Origin of the sequence: Microtetraspora sp. NBRC 16547 (assembly GCF_030268965.1) — a bacterium.
Classification (GTDB): Bacteria; Actinomycetota; Actinomycetes; order Streptosporangiales; family Streptosporangiaceae; genus Microtetraspora.
In genome coordinates, this window is sequence record NZ_BSSE01000019.1 from 77,337 (window position 1) to 95,147 (window position 17,811).

The 17,811-nt window shown below is 72.1% G+C and carries 17 protein-coding genes; 9 read left to right on the forward strand and 8 right to left on the reverse strand.

The genetic code is table 11. The annotated features are described in order from the left end of the window. Positions 1–4: 4 nt before the first annotated feature. Positions 5–1,444, reverse strand: coding sequence for an MFS transporter (locus QSK17_RS24085; protein ID WP_285707450.1), 1,440 nt, complete (start codon positions 1,442–1,444; stop codon positions 5–7). Between the two features lie 199 nt (positions 1,445–1,643). On the opposite strand from QSK17_RS24085, the gene QSK17_RS24090 reads away from it, so the two are divergent. Both QSK17_RS24090 and QSK17_RS24095 read left to right on the forward strand, forming a co-directional pair. Next, positions 1,644–2,147 (forward strand): MarR family winged helix-turn-helix transcriptional regulator, encoded by a 504-nt coding sequence (locus QSK17_RS24090; RefSeq protein ID WP_285707451.1) that lies wholly within the window; start codon positions 1,644–1,646, stop codon positions 2,145–2,147. Between the two features lie 53 nt (positions 2,148–2,200). Beyond that, positions 2,201–3,232, forward strand: coding sequence for a nitronate monooxygenase (locus tag QSK17_RS24095; protein ID WP_285707453.1), 1,032 nt, complete (start codon positions 2,201–2,203; stop codon positions 3,230–3,232). Between the two features lie 75 nt (positions 3,233–3,307). Here the strand turns inward: QSK17_RS24095 and QSK17_RS24100 are convergent, their stop codons facing one another. The 4 genes from QSK17_RS24100 to QSK17_RS24115 form a co-directional block, all read right to left on the reverse strand. Next, positions 3,308–4,126, reverse strand: coding sequence for an Fpg/Nei family DNA glycosylase (locus tag QSK17_RS24100; RefSeq protein ID WP_285707454.1), 819 nt, complete (start codon positions 4,124–4,126; stop codon positions 3,308–3,310). A gap of 83 nt (positions 4,127–4,209) precedes the next feature. Next, positions 4,210–4,644 carry a type III secretion system chaperone family protein gene (locus QSK17_RS24105; protein WP_285707455.1) on the reverse strand — a complete coding sequence of 145 codons (435 nt, stop codon included), beginning with the start codon at positions 4,642–4,644 and terminating at the stop codon, positions 4,210–4,212. Positions 4,645–4,842: 198 nt separating this feature from the next. Beyond that, positions 4,843–5,487: a pyridoxamine 5'-phosphate oxidase family protein gene (locus QSK17_RS24110; protein ID WP_285707456.1), complete on the reverse strand. Its 645-nt coding sequence runs from the start codon at positions 5,485–5,487 to the stop codon at positions 4,843–4,845. A 40-nt stretch (positions 5,488–5,527) separates the two neighbouring features. Next, positions 5,528–5,707 carry a hypothetical protein gene (locus QSK17_RS24115; RefSeq protein ID WP_285707457.1) on the reverse strand — a complete coding sequence of 60 codons (180 nt, stop codon included), beginning with the start codon at positions 5,705–5,707 and terminating at the stop codon, positions 5,528–5,530. A gap of 298 nt (positions 5,708–6,005) precedes the next feature. Between QSK17_RS24115 and QSK17_RS24120 the strand changes: the two genes are divergently transcribed. The 4 genes from QSK17_RS24120 (at position 6,006) to QSK17_RS24135 (ending at position 12,312) form a co-directional block, all read left to right on the forward strand. Further along, positions 6,006–9,563 (forward strand): serine/threonine-protein kinase, encoded by a 3,558-nt coding sequence (locus QSK17_RS24120; RefSeq protein WP_285707458.1) that lies wholly within the window; start codon positions 6,006–6,008, stop codon positions 9,561–9,563. 165 nt (positions 9,564–9,728) lie between these two features. Beyond that, positions 9,729–10,898, forward strand: a complete 1,170-nt coding sequence (locus QSK17_RS24125) for a sensor histidine kinase (RefSeq protein ID WP_285707460.1) — start codon at positions 9,729–9,731, stop codon at positions 10,896–10,898. Next, positions 10,889–11,536, forward strand: coding sequence for a response regulator transcription factor (locus tag QSK17_RS24130; RefSeq protein ID WP_285707462.1), 648 nt, complete (start codon positions 10,889–10,891; stop codon positions 11,534–11,536). The genes QSK17_RS24125 and QSK17_RS24130 overlap by 10 nt, the downstream gene beginning before the upstream one ends. A gap of 71 nt (positions 11,537–11,607) precedes the next feature. Next, positions 11,608–12,312: a hypothetical protein gene (locus QSK17_RS24135; protein ID WP_285707464.1), complete on the forward strand. Its 705-nt coding sequence runs from the start codon at positions 11,608–11,610 to the stop codon at positions 12,310–12,312. A 64-nt stretch (positions 12,313–12,376) separates the two neighbouring features. Here the strand turns inward: QSK17_RS24135 and QSK17_RS24140 are convergent, their stop codons facing one another. Continuing rightward, the gene (locus QSK17_RS24140) at positions 12,377–12,562 is read right to left on the reverse strand and encodes a hypothetical protein (protein WP_285707465.1); all 186 of its coding nucleotides are present in this window, start codon (positions 12,560–12,562) and stop codon (positions 12,377–12,379) included. 253 nt (positions 12,563–12,815) lie between these two features. Between QSK17_RS24140 and QSK17_RS24145 the strand changes: the two genes are divergently transcribed. Then, positions 12,816–13,061, forward strand: a complete 246-nt coding sequence (locus QSK17_RS24145; protein ID WP_285707466.1) for a metallothionein — start codon at positions 12,816–12,818, stop codon at positions 13,059–13,061. Positions 13,062–13,121: 60 nt separating this feature from the next. On the opposite strand, the gene QSK17_RS24150 is transcribed toward QSK17_RS24145, so the two are convergent. Further along, a complete protein-coding gene (locus QSK17_RS24150; RefSeq protein WP_285707467.1) occupies positions 13,122–14,639 on the reverse strand; it encodes an alpha/beta hydrolase in 1,518 nt (505 codons plus the stop codon). A 136-nt stretch (positions 14,640–14,775) separates the two neighbouring features. Here QSK17_RS24150 and QSK17_RS24155 point away from each other — a divergent pair, with 136 nt between their 5' ends. Together QSK17_RS24155 and QSK17_RS24160 are read left to right on the forward strand one after the other, a co-directional pair. Continuing rightward, entirely contained in the window at positions 14,776–15,903 is a 1,128-nt protein-coding gene (locus QSK17_RS24155) for a sensor histidine kinase (RefSeq protein ID WP_285707468.1), read from the forward strand. Between the two features lie 19 nt (positions 15,904–15,922). Further along, a complete protein-coding gene (locus tag QSK17_RS24160) occupies positions 15,923–16,615 on the forward strand; it encodes a response regulator transcription factor (RefSeq protein WP_285707470.1) in 693 nt (230 codons plus the stop codon). Positions 16,616–16,746: 131 nt separating this feature from the next. Here QSK17_RS24160 and QSK17_RS24165 read toward each other — a convergent pair whose 3' ends face one another. After that, positions 16,747–17,703, reverse strand: coding sequence for a DoxX family membrane protein (locus QSK17_RS24165; RefSeq protein WP_285707471.1), 957 nt, complete (start codon positions 17,701–17,703; stop codon positions 16,747–16,749). Between the last annotated feature and the right edge of the window lie 108 nt (positions 17,704–17,811).

Genomic DNA, 17,811 nt, shown 5'->3' on the forward strand with positions numbered 1-17,811 from the left:
CCTTTCAGGCGGTGAGTGCCGCGGGTTCGCCGCGGCGTGCGGACATCAGGTGGCCGACGGCGAGCGCGCCGGCGAGGGACAGGGCGGTCAGGATCCACAGCGCGGTGTGCAACGCGCCCGCGTACCCGGCGGTCGCGAGGCGCGCGAACTCCGGGCGATCGGCTCCGGGCGGGACGGCTCCCGCCATGTCGCCCTGGAGCAGGCGCGAGGTGGCGCGGGCGGCGTCGGCCGTGCCGTACCGGACGGTCAGGCTCGCCTGGGTGAGCGTGGACAGCACGGCGCCGAGCACGGCGATGGCGACGACCTCGCCGGTGATCCGCGCGGTGTTGAACAACCCGGCGGCCATGCCGGCCTGCGAGGCGTCGACGGAGGAGATCGCCGCGCCGTCCATGACGGCCAGGGAGACGCCGAACCCGATCCCGATGATCAGCAGCGGCGCGGCGAGCCGTGCCGGACCCGATCCGCCGGGCAGCAGTGCCAGCAGCCCGGTTCCGGCGCCGACCAGCAGCAGCGTGGTCACGAGCAGGGCGCGCTGGGACAGGCGGCGGGCCATGACGCCGGTGAGCGGCGGCACGATCAGCGTCGGCCCGGTGAGCAGGATCAGCGCCAGCCCGGCCTGGCGGGCGGAGTAGCCCAGGGTGGCCATGAGGTACGGCGGGAGCACGATGGTCGGCGCGACGAAGCCGAAGGCGAGCAGGAACGGCATCGAGGAGATCGCCACGAAACGCGGGCGGGCCAGCAGTGACAGGTCGACCAGCGGAGCGGGGTGACGCCGCTCGATCGCGGCGAAGGCGGCCAGCAGGACGGCGCAGGCGACGAACCCCCCGGTCACTCCCGGATGGGTCCACCCGAGCGCGGGCCCCTCGACCACGGCGAACGTGAACGCGGTGAGGCCGAGTGTGAAGGTGGTCGCGCCGCCCCAATCCATCGGGCCGCGGGCGGGGGCTCGGGACTCGGTGAGCAGCGCGGTCGCGGGCAGGATCGGCAGCAGCACGAGCGCGGCGGCGGCGAACAGGCTCCGCCAGCCGATCGCGGTGACCAGCGCTCCGGCGATCAGCGGGCCGAACGCCAGGCCGAGGCCGATGGTGGTGCCGAACCAGGCGAAGGCCCTGGACCGGGAGACTCTCCCCGGGAAGGCGTGAGCGAGCAGCGCGCTGCCGCCGGTCGTCGTGGCGGCGGCGCCCGCACCCGCCAGCGCCCTGGCGAGGATCAGCACGCCGATGTCCTGCGCCGCCGCCGCCAACAGCATGGCCGCCGCGAACAGCGTGAGACCTCCGGCGAACATTCGGCGCCGCCCGATCCGGTCGGCGAGGGAACCGGTGCACGCCATGAGCGCGGCGAAGGTGAGGAAGAAGGCGTTGACCACCCACTGCGTGGCGGCCAGGTCGGCCCGGAGATCGGCGCCGATGTCGCCGAGCGCCTCGGCCGTGCCGGTGGCGGTCACCGGGACACCCGGCACCGCGGCGCAGACCACGGCCAGGGTGGAGGCGGGAGAGCGACTGACAGGCGTCGATAGGACACTCCAGCTCTGATAACCATAAAAGCTCTGATGGAAAACAGAGCATGGATTGTCCGGTGGGCTACGTCAAATCGGTAGTAGGGTTCAGGCGTACATCAGGGCTTTGATAGATCTTGGAGCACGGGTGGGGACCGACGAGAAGAAGGTCGCGGAGTCGGTGGCGTGGCGCCCCGGCGGTGCCGTCAAGCGTGCCGAGCAGGCGCTGATGGCGGAGAAGAGTCGCGTGCTGCGCCCGTTCGGGCTGACCGTGCCGCAGTACGCCGCGATGTACGCGCTCTCGCTCGCCCCCGGCATCTCCGGGGCGAAGCTGGCCCGGCTGTGCTCGGTGACGCCGCAGAGCATGGCCACCGTGATCAAGACGCTGGAGTCGCGCGGTCTGGTCGAGCGCCGTCCCTCCAGCGACCACGCGCAGGTGCTCGTCACCCGGCTGAGCCGGGCCGGGCAGGCGCTGCTGCGCAAGGCCGACGCCGAGGCCGTGGCCGTGGAGCGCCGCCTCGTGGACGCCTTCACGCCCGACGAGGTCGCGCTGCTGAGGGGGCTGCTCGAACGCGCCGTCGTCGTGCTCACCGACGGCGAGCACGACGACACCGAGCACGACGACAGCGAGCACGGCGCCGACTCGAGCTGATGACCGGTGACCGGATCGAGGGCTGACTGTGTGGTCGGGGTTAGGCTGCCGTCGTGCTCGATCGCATCCTGGACTCGCTGACCCATCCCGTCGCCCTCGCGCCCATGGCGGGCGGAGCCGGTACGGCGGAGCTGTGCGTGGCCGTGTCCGAGGCCGGGGGCCTGGGGTTCCTCGCCGCCGGATACAAGAGCGGCGACGCCATGATGGCCGAGGTGGAGCAGGTCAGGGCGGCCACGGAGCGGCCGTTCGGGGTGAACCTCTTCGTGCCGGGCGAGCCCGCCGACCCCGACGTGGTCGAGGCGTACAGCGCGGAGCTCACCCCGGAGGCGGAGCGGTACGGCGTCGAGTTGCCCGAGGTCCCGCTCGACGATGACGACGACTGGGACGCCAAGCTCCACCTGCTGCTCCGGCGGCCGGTGCCGGTGGTGAGCTTCACGTTCGGATGCCCCGGCATCTCCCTGGTCGACCGCCTGCACGAGGTGGGGACGGCCGTCGTCGTGACCGTCACCGATCCCGGTGAGGCGGTGGCCGCCGTGGCCGCGGGCGCCGACGGGCTGTGCGTGCAGGGGCCCGAGGCGGGAGCGCACCGGGGCTCCTTCGTCCCGCGCAAGCCGTACGGCGAGGGCGAGCCCGGGCTGCTCGACCTGCTGAGAGCTGTCGGGAAGGCCGTCCAAGTGCCGTTGATCGCGGCGGGTGGCATCGGGGACGGCGCCGCCGCCGTGGCGGCGCGCGCGGCGGGCGCGTCGGCCGTGCAGCTCGGGACGGCTTTCCTGCTGACCCCGGAGAGCGGGGCGAACCCCGTGCACCGGGCCGCGCTGCGGGATCCGCGCTACACGTCCACCACGGTGACCACCGCGTTCTCCGGGCGGCCTGCTCGCGGCCTGACCAACAGGTTCATCCTCGATCACGCGGACGCCCCGATCGGCTATCCCGCCGTCCACCACCTGACGACCCCGATTCGCCGCGCCGCCGTGGCGCAGGGCGATCCTGGTGGGGTCAACCTCTGGGCGGGCACGGCCTGGCGGCTCGCGGAGGAGCGGCCCGCGGCGGACGTGGTGCGCGAGATCGGCGAGGCCGCCGCCTGATCCCGCCGCTTGATCAGCGGGTCCTGATCAGCGGGTCCTGAGATCCGTTCAGGTGGGGACCGACTCGGCCGAACCTCAGCGCGGCTGGCAGGCGGGGCACCAGAACAAGTTGCGCGACTCCAGGTCGGCGGTGCGGACCTCACCGCCGCAAACATGGCAGGCCTGTCCGGCCCGCCGGTAGACGTAGACCTCGCCCCCGTGGTCGTCCACCCGGGGCGGCCGTCCCATGGCCTCGGGCATGTGCTCGGGGCGTACGGTGTCGATCCGGCCTGAGGTAGCGCCTTCGCGCATGAGCGCGACGAGGTCCGCCCAGATGGCGTCCCACTCGGCGCGGCTCAGCTCGCGGCCGGGGCGGTACGGGTCGATCCCGTGGCGGAAGAGCACCTCGGCCCGGTAGACGTTGCCGACCCCGGCGATGATCTTCTGGTCCATGAGCAGCGCCGCGATCGGCCCGCGTGACCGGGTGATCCGCGACCAGGCGCGTTCGGGATCGTCGTGCGGCCGCAGCGGGTCGGGGCCGAGGCGGTCGTGCACCGCCTGTTTCTCTCCGGCGGTGATGAGCTCGCAGGCCGTCGGCCCGCGCAGGTCGGCGTAATCCCGCTCGTTTTCCAGGCGGAGCCGTACGGCGCCGACGGGTGCGGGGGCGGGGGCCGGGCCGAAGGCGACCTTTCCGTACAGGCCGAGGTGGACGCGCACCCAGCCGTGGCCGTCGAACCCCTCGAAGCCGAGGAAGAGATGCTTGCCGTGGGCGTCGGTCACGGCCATGCGCTGCCCGTCGAGCAGGGCCGCGCTGTCGGAGAACTTGCCCTGCGGGCTGCTCGCCGCGACCACGCCGCCCGTGAACCGCCGGCCGTACTCGGCGGCGAGCAGGTGGATGATGTGACCTTCGGGCATCGGCGGGCAGCGCTCCGGGGAGTCGGGGGAGAGGGGATCCCCACCATATCGGGGGTTCCGGCCCGCCCCGGGCGGGCCGCGGGTCAGTCGGTCTCGAACGCGAGCCGGTCGGTGAGCCAGCGGTGGAACTTGAGCGCGGACCTGACCCAGTGGGCGACCACCGTGGTGAGGTGCTCGCGGGTGACGCCGGCGCCGACGTAGAGCTGGGAGTCGCCCACGACCCTCATCACACCGCTGTCCTGGGTGAAGCTGTAGACCTTCGGCCACATGGTGTCGGCGTTCCACTCGTTCAGCGCGGTGACCAGCATCGGCTTGTCGTCGACCGAGTAGTGCTTCTCGTAGAAGGTGCGGATCGTGAACAGGTCTCCCTCGGAACCGAACAGGAAGAAGACCGTGAGCTCCGCCGTGGAGATGGCGATGTCACCCTCGGAGTCGAGGGCGTGCTCGAGGTCCAACTCGTCCAGGATCTCTCTGATCAACTCCTGATCAGGCTGGACGACCGCTGGGGAAGGGGTCACGGACCCCATCCTGCACCATAGAGCCCTTAATACGCTGGCGTATGGCGAGCGGGATCCGAGGCGGACCGCCCCCGGTGAACCGCCGTGGCGCGCCTCCGGCGTTGTCGCGGTCGTCACGTTTCGCCCCCTGGGGCTCAGCCCTGGGTCTCGCCCGGGGTCCCGCTCGGAGCCCCGTCGGCACGGGTAGCCCCGGGTTGTTCAGCTCAGGCGGGTTCCGGCGCGGAGCCGTACGTGATCGGGGACCTCGCGGGTGGCCGACGGGTCGGTGACCGGGGCCTGCCAGGTCGTGGCGAGAGGCAGCACGCCCGCCCACACCTCGTGCGGATCGTCGGCGTCGTCGGGCGGGCCCTGCCGGACCTTGACCGAGGCCTCCTCCAGCGAGATCGCCAGGATCGTGGTGGCCGCCAGTTCCTTGCGGTTCGGCCGGCGCGCGTAGTCCCACTGCCCTGGGGCGGTGTGCTCGGTGAGGCGCCGGAGGGCCTCCAGCTTCTCCTCGCCCTCCAGCGCGCGCGGCACACCGTAGATCACCGCGCTGCGATAGTTGACGCCGTGCTCGAACACCGATCTGGCCAGGACCAGGCCGTCGACGTGTGTGACCGTCACACACACGGTCGCCCGCCCGTCGCCGGTCAGGCTGCGGCTGGCGACCGATCCGTGGATGTACAGGTGTTCGGAGTCGAAGCCGTAGACCGTCGGCACCACCATGGGCGCGCCGTCCACGATCACTCCCAGATGGCAGACGAACCCGGCACCGAGGACGTCGAACAGCTCTTCCCTGTTCGTACGGCCCTGCTCGCGCAGCCTGCGGTGCCGGGTTCGTTCAGTTGCGGACAGATCACCCATAGGGTGATATCCAACCAGTACGGCGCGGTCGCCGGAAAGCTCAGGCGGCCGAGGTCGGTCCGGGCTTCGGGAACCGGATGACATTGCGGCCTGTGTAGGCCTGTAGATCAACGATCTTCGTGTCGCGCTTAGGTTTGCGGCGCAGTACGGACCTGATGTCCCGCACCTTGCCGAACGGCGTGTCGAGCGACCCGTCGAGCGACGTGACCACCCTCAGCATCTTTCCGATCCCCCCGACCGTGATGATTCCGTTACTTCACAAAATGTCTATCGATCAACCCGTAAAACCGGTGTAAAGCGGTTGATGTGTAACGGGACCTGAGTGACTACTGTGCCATGTTCGGTTTGCGCGCTTTTCTTCGGGGTCTCCCCGAAGTCGCCACACCCGTGGCCCGTCCGGCTCGCCGTGCGAGCGGGTGGAAAGCGGGGCGAGTGCTCCGCCCAACTGCGGCGTTACCGAAATGAAACGCAACGAGATCCGGATCCCGGACGTCAGATGAGTCGTGGCATCAGGATCTTTGATTGGTGAGGACCCCGCGCGCCTGGGGGACTACTGGCTCGCCGGGCGGCTCGGCGCGGGCGGGCAGGGAGTGGTCTACGAGGCGTACGACCCCGGCGGTCGCCGGGTCGCGATCAAGGTGCTGCACGGTGACGCGGCGAAGGACGAGGAGCTGCGACGCCGGTTCGGGCGCGAGGCCGAGGCGGCCCGCAGGGTGGCGTCCTTCTGCACCGCCCAGGTGATCGACGCCGTCCTCGACGGCCCCCGGCCGTACATCGTGAGCGAGTACGTCCAGGGAGTGAGCCTGCGCCAGGCGGTCGCCGACGGCCGCCGGTTCGCCGGAGACGACCTGCACCGCCTGGCCACCGCCGTGGCCACGGCGATCGTGGCGATCCACGACGCGGGGGTGATCCACCGCGACCTCAAACCGGACAACGTGCTGCTCGGGCCGGACGGGCCGCGCGTCATCGACTTCGGCGTCGCCCGCACCCTGGAGATGTCCCTCACCGCGACCGGGCTGGTCGCCGGGACCCCCACCTACATGGCGCCAGAGGTCTTCATCGGCGAGCGGGCCGGGCCGCCCGCCGACGTGTTCGCCTGGGGCGGCATCGTGCTGTATGCCGCCACCGGTACGGATCCGTTCAAGGCCGAGAGCCTCGGCGGCGTCATGCACCGGGTGCTCTCGGAGGATCCCGACCTGGGAGCGCTGCCGCGCTCGCTCCGCCCCCTCGTCTCCGCCGCGCTCGCGAAGGATCCGACGGCCCGCCCGGCCGCCCGTGAGCTGCTGAACGGCCTGATCTCCGGCTCCCACGGCGCCGGCTCCGAAGATCTGCTGGTGCTCGGCAGCGCCGAGGCCGGGCTGCTCGCAGGGCGGGGAACCGCCGACCCGGGGCTCGGCATCCTCGCCGAGGAGGGATACGGCGCGCTCACCGCGGCGGAACGCGAGCTGGTTCCCGAGGTGTTCCTGCGGCTCGCCACGGTGAACGACAACGGCGAGGTCATCGCCAGGAAGGCGTCGCGCGCCGAGCTGATTGAGGGGCGATCGGAGGAAGAGGCCGCCATCGTCGCCCGGATCACCGAGGTCTTCACGTATCTGCTGGCCGAGCGCGACGGCGAGATCGAGCTGACCCGCCCCGCGCTGATCCAGGCGTGGCCCCGCTTCCGCGCCTGGGTCCAGGCCGAACGCGCGGGCCTCGCCGTGCTCCGCGAGATCACGCTCGCTGCGCGGCGCTGGAACCGCGGCGGCGACGGCGACCTGCTCCACGGCGACCGGTTGGACACCCTCCTGCGCTGGGCGGCCACCGGCCGCCGCCACCTGACGCTGAGCCGCCTCGAACGCGACTTCCTCGACGCGGGATCCGCGCTGGCCCGCCGCCGCGCGGGGCGTCGCCGCGTCGTCACCGTCGCCCTCGCCGCGCTGCTGGTGCTCGCGGTCGGCTTCGGTGTCGCGACGGTATGGCAGAGCAGAGTCGTGAGAGAGCAGCGGGACCTGGCCGAGTCCCGGAGCCTCGCCTCCCTGGCGGACCGGTTGAGGGACACCGACCCGGTCAAGGGGATGCTGCTCAGCGTCGCCGCCTGGCGGCTGGGCGACACGGCCGAGGCGCGCGGCGGTCTGTTCACGTCGCTCTCCCAGCGGGAACGGGGCGTGCTGCGGCTGAAGGGCTCCGCCCACACGCTCAGCGGGGACGGGCGGACCGCCGCATCGGTCTACGGCGACGGCGTGACCGTCTGGGATGCGCCGTCGGGACGGCGGACGGGCGGCTGGTCCGGCCTCGGCATCCGCGGTCGGCACCTGCACTCGATCGCGCTGAGCCAGGACGGGCGGCTTCTCGCGGTCGCGGCCGGCACGTGGGTCCGCGTCTGGGACGTGCGGACCGGCGCGGTCACGGGGAGGAGCCTGTCCCTCGGCCTCGGCACGTACGAACCGCACTATCCGATCGAGATCGCGTTCGGTGCGAGCCCGCGAGTGCTGATCATCGGTTTCAGCGGCATGGTCCGGCTGTGGAACCTCGACACCGGAGCCGCGACTCCCAAACGGCCGGGCTACCTGGCGGACGCCGACCCGACCGGCCGGATCGCGGCGATCGACGGCGTCGGCGAACGCCCCCTGCTGTTCGACCTGCCCGGTGCCACGCGGCGCCGTACGCCCGCGGGCATCTGCGGCGGCCGATCGTCGGCGTGGGCGGACGACGTGATCGGACCGCAGGCGCTCGCGTTCAGCCCGGACGGCCGCACGCTCGCCTGCGTGGCCAATGAGGGGATCACGCTGACCAGCCTCACTCAGGGGAAGACCGAGGAGCCGTTCGGGCCCGCCGCCACCGGACGGCCGGCGGTGACCTTCAGCGCGGACGGCCGGTTCCTCGCGGTCCGCGGCGAGGACGCCGTCAGGGTGTGGCGGGCGGCCGACCAGGCGCTGCTGCTCGTCCACCCCACTCTGGGCGAGGCGGCGCAGGTGCGCTTCGACCGCGACGGACAGGCGCTGCGGTACATCCTCGACGACACGGTCCACACGGTGGGCATCGCGGACCTGACCCGGCCGGCCAAGGTCGGGCCGGCGAACGGAGCGGCCGTGCTGACGCCGGACGGGAGGTTCGCCGCCGGTGACCCGAACCCGTCCGGCGCCGTCACGTTCCGTGACACGCGGACCGGGCGGGCGGCGGGCATGCCGATCAAGGTCACCGAGTCGTTGCAGGACATCGCCTTCAGCCGTGACGCGCGGATCGCGGTGATCGCCGACGATGACGGAAGGCGCGCCTGGGCGGTGGACCGCGAGAGCGGCCGCAAACTGGCGGCGACCGCGGTCCGGGACGCGGCGAACTCCTCCATCCTCGGTGTCGCCGTCAGTCCGGACGGCACGAGGGCCGCCGCCACGGTGATCACGTTGTCCATGAGTGCGGAGGTCCGTGTCGCCGACCTGAGGGCGGGGACGTGGCGCGTCGCGGCGAAGCTCCCCGACGGGGACGTGGCGACGATGGCCTTCAGCCCCGACGGGCGACTTCTGGCCGCGCTGGGGCAGAACATCGGCCACCTCATCGACGTCACCTCGGGGAAAGTGCGGTCCTTCGCCGCGAACGACCAGACGCTGACAGCGGTCGCCTTCCACCCGCGAGACCCGCTCGTGGTCACCCTGGACGGCGCGGGCCGGGTGATCGCCTGGGACACCCGGACCGGCGAGCGGCACGGCCCGGTGCTCCGCGCCGAGCGGAACCCGGTGAGCGCCATGGTCTTCAGTCCGGATGGAACTCTCCTCGCCACGGGCACCGGCCGGGAGGTCCGGTTGTGGGACATCGGCTCCGGGGCGGCGATCGGGGAAGCGGTCAGCACCCACGGGGCCGACGTTGTGTCCGTGGCGTTCGGTCCAGGCGGTCCAGGCGGCGGTTCCGGGAGTTCCGGGGTTTCCGACGGTCTGGTCCTGACCAGCATCGACGCGGACGGGGCGGTCCAGAGGCGGGCGGTGACGCCGGACGCCGTGGCCGCGGCCGTGTGCGCGCGGGCGGGCCGCACACTCTCCGAGGACGAGTGGCGGGAGCACCTTCCCGACCTGCCGTACGAGGACGTCTGCGCGGCCACGTCCTGATCGCGTGGCGGGTCGCGGTCCTCGCAGTGGCGGCCGGTGCCGTACTCGTTGTGCACGTGCCACATGGCCGGGGCCGGATGGCGGGTGGCTCGCCCAGCGCTGCCGCGAGCCGAGATCGCGGAGTCAACGGCCTGCGGTCGAGCGCCGGGCGGATAGCGTCTGACGGTGCGCATTCGGACCGCCCTGGAGGCGCTCGCGCGGCATCCGCTGTCCTTCCTGCGGTCCCGGTGGCCGTGGCGGTCTCTGGCGTATCTGCTGTCGAGCGCCGGGCTCGGTGTCGCCGTCGCCGTTGCCGCGGGGGTGATCTCCCTCCTGGGATTCGTCCCGCTCATGGTCGTCGCCGGCCTTGCCGCCGCGGGTCTGCTCGTGCCGCCGGTGGCAAGGTTCGAGCGGTGGCGGCTGCGGCTGGTCGACCTCACCCCGATCGCTCCCGCGCCCGGCAGGCTGTGGCGGGAGGCCGGGCTGACCCTGGTCTCGCTCCTCGTGTTCTGGTGGATCGACTTGGTGGTCGTCTGCTTCACCGTCGGAGGCCCCGTCGTGTTGGTCCTCTCGCCCGCCGTCCAGCCGGTGGACGGGAGCTGGGGGTTCGTCGCCGCGCTGGCGGCCTCGGTCGCGGGCCTGCTCCTGCTTCCGGTGGCCGCCTACGCCGTCACCGTCTGGGCAGGGGCGCGCGGAGCCGTGATCAGGGCGCTACTCGCCCCGCGCGAGGCCGACCTCGCCGAGGTGCTGCGCTCGCGCGCCCGGTTGGTGGACGGATTCGAGATGGAACGCCGCAGGATCGAGCGCGATCTGCACGACGGTGCCCAGCAGCGGTTGGTCGCGCTGAGCATGCGGCTGGGGCTGGCCCGGCTCGACCTGCCACCGGACGCGCCGATCGCGGAGCAACTCGCGCAGGCACATGAGGAGGTCAAACGAGCCATGGCCGAGCTGCGGGAGCTGATTCGGGGCGTGCATCCGCAGGTGCTCACCGACCGCGGCCTGGCCGCCGCCGTCCGCGACGTCGCGGGGCGCTCCCCGATCCCGGTGGACGTGGACGTCTCCCTGCCGCGGCGGCCGCCCGAGGCCGTGGAGGTGGCCGTCTACTACGTCGTGTCCGAGGCCTTGACGAACATCGCCAAGCACAGCCGGGCCTCCCGGGCGAGGGTGAACGGGCGTCTGGTCGACGACGTGCTGGTCGTGGAGATCCGCGACGACGGGATCGGCGGTGCCGATCCCTTAGGCGGCACCGGCCTGACCGGGCTGGCCGACCGGGTCGCCGTGGCGGACGGCAGACTGTCGCTGTCCAGTCCGGTCGGCGGGCCGACGACGATACGAGTGGAGATCCCGTGCGTGTAGTGATCGCAGAGGATGCCGTCCTCCTCCGCGAGGGCCTGGCCGGCGTGCTTGAGCGTTTCGGCCACGCGGTCGTCGCCTCGGTCGGCGACGCCGGCTCCCTCGTCACGGCGGTGGAGGAGCACCGGCCCGACATCGTGGTGGCCGACGTGCGGATGCCTCCCGGGTTCACCGACGAGGGACTGCGCGCCGCACTCATGCTGCGGGGGCGGCACCCGGATCTGGCCGTGCTGGTGCTCAGCCAGTACGTCGAGCAGACCTACGCCGCCGAGCTACTCGACTCCGGCGGCGCCGGCATCGGCTACCTGCTCAAAGACCGGATCGGGGACGTGACCGAGTTCGTCGACGCGGTCATCCGGGTCGCGGAGGGCGGCACGGTCATCGACCCTGAGGTCGTACGGCAACTGCTCGGCCAGCGGCGCGACCCGCTGCGCCGCCTCACTCCGCGGGAGCTGGAGGTGCTCGGCCTGATTGCCGAGGGACGGTCCAACGCCTCGATAGCCCAGGCCCTCTTCGTCACCGACGCGGCGGTCGCCAAGCACATCGCGAGCATCTTCACCAAGCTCGACCTTCCGCGCGACACCGACGGCCATCGCCGCGTCCTGGCCGTACTTGCCTACCTGCGGACCGAGCCGAGGTAGTGCCAGCTCTACTGCGAGATCTCGTTCCGGCGCGAATGTGCGGCCGCCGCCGCGGCGGTTGGATCAAGGGCATGACAACGACCTCGTTCGATTTCCCCGGACGCCGGGTGGAGGGCGTCGCGCTCGTCCTCGGGCCGGTCTCGATGCTCACGGGAGTGCTGCTCCGCGCCGACTACAACGGGTTCTTTCCCGCGCAGCTCGCCGCGTTCGCGGAGAGCCCCGGCAGGATGACCACCTCCTACAGCGCCTTCGCCATCGGGAACGTCCTGCTGTGGCCCGCCGTCATCGCGCTGGTCCGGCGCATCTGGCCGGCCAGCCCCCGATTGGCGCTGTGGGGCGGCGTGATGGTCCTGCTCGGGCTCTTCGCGCGCACCTTCCATGCCGGGGTCAACCATCTGACGTTCCAGCTCGTCGACGACCAGGGGATGGAACAGGCCTGGAAGGCGGTGGCCGACTCCTACTATGGCGCGTTCCACGTGTTCCAGTCGTTGTCGGTGGCGGTCTTCTTCGGGTGGATCGTGCTGGCCGTCGGGGCGTGGCGGTCGAACGCGCTGGGGATCGCCCGATCCGTCGCCCTGGCGTCGATGAGCGCCCTGCCGATCGGGGTGCTCAAGGGGACGGGCCCGATGTCGATCGTCACCACCCTCGGCCTGTGCGTGGCGCTGGTGCCGCTGGGAGTTCGCGTCCTGAGGGACGGGCCCGCGCCCAGTTGGTGGGCGTATCCGCTCACGCTGGGCGTGGGCACCGCCGCCGTGCTCCTCGGCATGGCCGGTTAGGTCGTGCGCTACGGCTGCCGCCGCCTGCGCGTCCAGCGCGGCCGTGTTTCCCCCAATTTCGGGCTTACAACTCGGCCGAAGCCTCCCACTGGTGGCAGGGGCGGACGGCGTGGTGGTGGTAAACCATGCCGACCGGCTCGTGGGTGGCCAGGGTCTCGACCGGCTGGCCTCCCGGCCCGCAGACGCAGTCGGGGGTGCCCTCATGGCTGATGACGTCGTCGAGTGGCATCACGTGAACGAAGTTGGCCATGGGGGGCATCCCTTCCGCGTCAATTAACCCCCGATATTACCCCAAAACTGGACAAAACGGGCAAAAAATGTCGAGGTTGGCCGCCCTGACGTTGCCCGGCAGATTGGCGAGCGGTCGTCCCGACGATGAGTGACCGGCGTCCGGTCGGCCTCTCGCATCTCTTCGGCGAACATGCGGGAGATTGACCATTATGTGTGGTGATCGTCAGAGCCGCGGGGGTAGACGAGAGCCAGCAGAAGATTCGGGGGGAATCATGGCGGCTTGCGAAGTCTGCGGCAACGACTACGACATGAGTTTCGAGGTGCACGCGCAGGGAGCGGTGCACGTCTTCGACAGCTTCGAGTGCGCGATCACCAAGATGGCGCCGGTGTGCGAGCACTGCGGGTGCCGCATCGTGGGGCACGGCGTCGACGTGGGCGGGCGCTTCTGCTGCTGCGCCCACTGCGCGCGGGAGATGGGCGCCACCCAGATCGTGGACAAGGTCGGCGCCGGCCGGTGATGTCCCGCCCCGTTCCCCGTACGGCACGCCTCCCAGGCGGGGCCGTACGGGGGAACGGGGTCAGGGATGGCAGATCGGATCGGCGGCGGGGAGGGTGCCGGTGGCCAGGTAGGCGTTGACCTTGGCGTCCACGCAGGCGTTGCCGTATTCGCCGTAGATCCCGTGGGCGGTGGTGCCGCGCAGGGTGAGCAGGCGGGAGCCGGTCAGCGCCCGGTGCATGGCCTTGCTGCCCTCGTAGGTGGTGGCGGTGTCGCCGGTGGCGGACACGATCAGCGCGGGGGCGGGGTTGGCGACGTGCGTGAGGCGCTCGCGCGGGTGGTTCGGCCAGAAGGCGCAGGGCCAGATGTTGTTGTTGAGGGGCCCGAAGAGGGGGTGGCGCGCACGGCCGCGCTGGACGTCGTTCCAGTAGGCGTCGGGGTCGCGCGGCGCGGCGCGGTCGCCGCAGATGATCGCGGCGGCCGGGCCGGCGAGCGGGGAGCCGGCGCTGGTCAGGACGAACGCGAGGAATCCGTCTAGTTCAGAGCCGGGGTCGGCCGGGTGGCCGTGCGCGGCCTCGTTCAGGGTCCGAACGGTGGAGGTGAACTCCGCGCGGGCCGCGGGGCGGTCGTCGCCGGAGCCGACGGAGAGGATGTACGGGACCGCCTGGTCGTCCACCTCGTACGGTCCGACGCGCAGCGGGCGGTCCTGCGCTGCGGCGACGATCGCGTTCACGGTGGCGAGCACGCGGGCGGGGGTGGCGCCGAGGCCATAGCTGCCGTGACGTTCGGCGGCCCAGGCCGCCCAGCCGCGCAGCGCGCGTTCCGCCTCGTCTTCGGTGCCCTGCATCGCCCTGGGGCCCCACTTGTTCGGGTCGCCCGCGCTGTCCAGGACCACGCGGTCGGTGCGGCCGGGGAACATCTGGGTGTAGACCGCGCCCAGGTAGCTGCCGTAGGAGTAGCCGAGGAAGGAGATCCGGCGCTCCCCGAGGACGCGGCGCACGAGGTCGATGTCGCGGGCCGTGTCGCGCGTGTTGGCGTACGGGAGCACGTCGGCGTGGCGCCGGGCGCAGCGCTCGGCCAGGTCGCGCTGCACCGCCACCTGGTGCTCGAACCGGGCGCGGGTCGGACCGGCCGAGCGGAGCCACAGGCCGCTGGGCCAGCCGCAGTCGAGCGGCGTGCTGCGCCCGACGAAGCGCGGGTCCAGGCCGACGAGGTCGTAACGGGCGGCGACGTCCTTCATGGCCGCGCGCGTCTGCAGGGGCATGCCCAGCGTGGGCTCGCCGGGACCGCCGCTGTTGAGGACCATGGTGCCGATGCGATGGGCGCGGTCGGTGGCGGGGAGGCGGGACAGCGCCAGTTTGATGGTGCGGCCGCCGGGCCTTGAGTGGTCGAGCGGGACGGTGAGCTCCGCGCACCGTGCGCCTGCCCGGTCGAGCTCCCGGCCGAGGGCGTCGTCGGAACCCTGGGCGCAGGGCTTCCAGTCGAGCGGTGGGGGCGGGCCGCCGTCGGCTCTGGCCGGGGACGTGACGGCGGCGGACAGGGCGATCAGGGCGAGGGCCGGGACCAGGCGTCTGCGGGTCCGCACACATGTCGGCTTCATGGTCGGGGACGCTATTTCGGCCGGACGTCCGGCACGATACAGCTGGCCGCACGCGCGTTGGTACAGCCCGCTGTAGTGCCCGGCGGGTGACCGGTGACGGATAATGATCTCCGTACGGCGTCGTGAGGAGGTGCGCATGCGTGACCGTGCGTTCTCCGGCTCGGCCTACCTGCTGGGTACGTTGGCCACCGCCGTGGTCACGGCGCTTGCGTTCCCGGTGCTGCTTGCGCCGCCGGCGGCGCGGGGCTGGGCGAACTGGCACCGTCAGCGGGCCGGCAGGCTGCTCGGCGTTCCGGCCGACGCGCGGCCGGGCGGGCGGCGTGCTCTCGCCTGGGCGTTCGCGCACGTCGCCGTCGGGTTCCCGCTCGGGTTGGCCGCCCTGATGTGCCTGGGCAACATCCTGGTCGCCGCGGTGGCGTTGCCGTTGTGGTGGGCGTTTCCCGCCGATGAGCGTCCCACCCTGTTCCCGTTCTTCGATGTCCATGTGGGCGATTGGGGGACCGCGCTGGTCGGGGGCTCTGTTCAGATCGTCGTCCTCGGTGCGGCGGCCTGGTGGGTGCTCCCGACGCTGGCGCGACTCCACGCGCGGGTGTGCCTGGCGGTGCTCGCGCCGTCGGCCCGCGAGCGGCTCACCGAGCGGGTCGACGTGCTGACCAGGAGCCGGGTCGGCGTGGTCGACGCCCATGGCGCGGAGCTCCAGCGGATCGAACGCGATCTGCACGACGGGACGCAGGCGCGCCTGGTGACCATCGCCATGCAGCTGGGCATGGCCCGGGAGTCGCTCGCCGACGATCCGGACACGGTGGCGACGCTGCTCGCGCAGGCGCACGACACGGCGGAGGAGGCGATGGTCGAGCTCCGCGCGGTGCTCCAGACGATCTACCCGCCGATCCTCGCGGACCGCGGGCTCGACGGGGCGCTGACGGCGCTGGCCGCCCGGTCGAGCGTGCCGGTCCAGATCGAGCTCGCCGATCTGGGCGCGCTCCCGGCGACCGTGGAGACGGTGGCCTACTACGTGATCGCCGAGGCGCTGACGAATGTGACCAAGCACGCCGCCGCCACGCGGGTGGCCCTCCGGATCGAGCGCGCCGACGACGTGCTGTCCATCGAGGTCACCGACGACGGAAGGGGCGGCGCCGACGAGGCGCGCGGCACCGGGATCGCCGGGATATGCCGGCGGGTCGCCGCCCTGGACGGCGCGGTCCGCCTCGACAGCCCGCCGGGCGGCCCCACCGCGCTCGCCGTCCAGATGCCGTGCGCGTAGTGATCGTTCAGGAGGTCCCGTGCGGGTCGTGATCGCCGAGGACAACGTCCTGCTGTCCAGCGGCCTGGAGCTGCTGCTGGCGGCGAAGGGCTGCGAAGTCGTGGCGGTCGTCGGCGACGGCGAGGCGTTCCTCGACGCCGTCGCCGAGCACCGCCCCGACATCGCCATCGTCGACGTGCGGCTGCCACCGTCGTTCCGCGACGAGGGAATCCACGCCGCGCTGCGGGCCCGCCGCGAGCACGGCGCGTTGCCGATCCTGGTGCTCTCGCAGTACGTCGAGCGCGAGTACGCCGGCGAGCTCCTCTCCGACGGCCGCGGCGGCATCGGCTACCTCCTCAAGGACCGCATCGGCCGGGTGGCCGAATTCGTCGACGCCCTGCGCCGCGTCGCGGCCGGCGGCACCGCCATGGACCCCGAAGTGATCGCTCAACTCCTCGCCCGCCGCGCCGGTGACCCCCTGGGCACCCTCACGTCCCGCGAGCGAGAGTCGCTCGCCCTCATGGCGCAGGGCCACGACAACGCCACCATCGCCGAGCGGATGTGCATCTCCGACAACGCCGTCCACAAGCACATCGGCAACATATTCGCCAAGCTCGGCCTGGCACCGGACGACTCCGGCCACCGCCGCGTGCGCGCAGTACTCACCTACCTGGACGGCACACCCCGGCCAGCCGAGCCGGACTCCGGCCGCGGGAACTCGCCCGCCACGTGACCTCGCCTGGGTCCGTTCACATCCGCGAGCAGCCGGGGTGCGGATCTCCCGGACGACGGGCACGGATTCGCCGGCGGGCCGTACGCCCGGGGCAACGCCTCACACGAGCGGGCGGGACTACGCGGGCGGATCTATGACGGCATGGGGTGCCGTCCCGCGACCAGGGTGTCACCGGGCTCGGGCCCGGCCGGCGTCTCGCTCCGGCTCTCGGCGCTCTCGTCCGGCCCCCGCTTGCCGCGGCGCATCCGCGACCTGGGCGCCTTGTCCGACGCAGTGTCCGGCACCTTCTTCGGCACGGTGTTCGGCATGGTGTCCGCGGCCTTGCCCGAGCCCGTCCCGTCGCCGGACCCGCTGTGTTCTGTGCCGCGGGACGCCTTGGACGCCGCCTTGCCGGTCGTCCCGCCGGTTCTCCCGCCCGCCTTGCCGGGCGCTGCGTCCGGCGCATCGCTTGCGTTCCCTCCGGAGAGCGCGTCGGATGGTCCGTCGGGCGACGTGGGGAAGGTGATCGGGCCCTTGGGGGTGGAAACGGCTGGTTCGTCCGCGCTTCCGCCCGTCGGCGCCGGCCCGGAGGCGCCCGGGGTTCCGGGTGCGATGGCCCTGGAGACGTCCGTGGGCTCGCGTAGCGCGGCGATGACCGCGTCGGCCTCCTTGTCCGCGGCGAACTCGTCCGCCGCCTCGGCCGCGCGGCGCTTGATGACGACCATGTGATCGACCGATACGCGCCCGGCGCCGCCGACCGACAGCAGGACGGAGGCCGCGCCGAGAGCCACGATGAGCTTGATGTCTCCACCCGTCAGCGGCATGCCGTTCTGCCCGGTAGTGATGACGAAGACGGCGACCGCCTCGGCGAACAGCAGCAGCCCGACGAACGGCACGGCCAGGCCCGCGATCAGCAGAGTGCCGCCGACCAGCTCGATGAGCATGGTCGCCGCCGCCCAGAGGTCCGGCATCGGAGCGCCCAACTCGCCGAACTGGGCGCCGGTCGCGTTGAGACCGGCTTCGAGCTTCTGCCAGCCGTTGGCGAAGAAGATGCCGCCGACGCCCATCCGGGCCGCCAGCGAGGCCGCGTCATGGAGGGTTCGCTTCACGGTTCCTCATTGTGGGGGGATGGGCAGTGATTGCCCAGACATCTGCCCATAAGGATCGACCTTATGCACGACCATGTTCAGCACCCCGGCAGGAGCGCGGACCAGAGC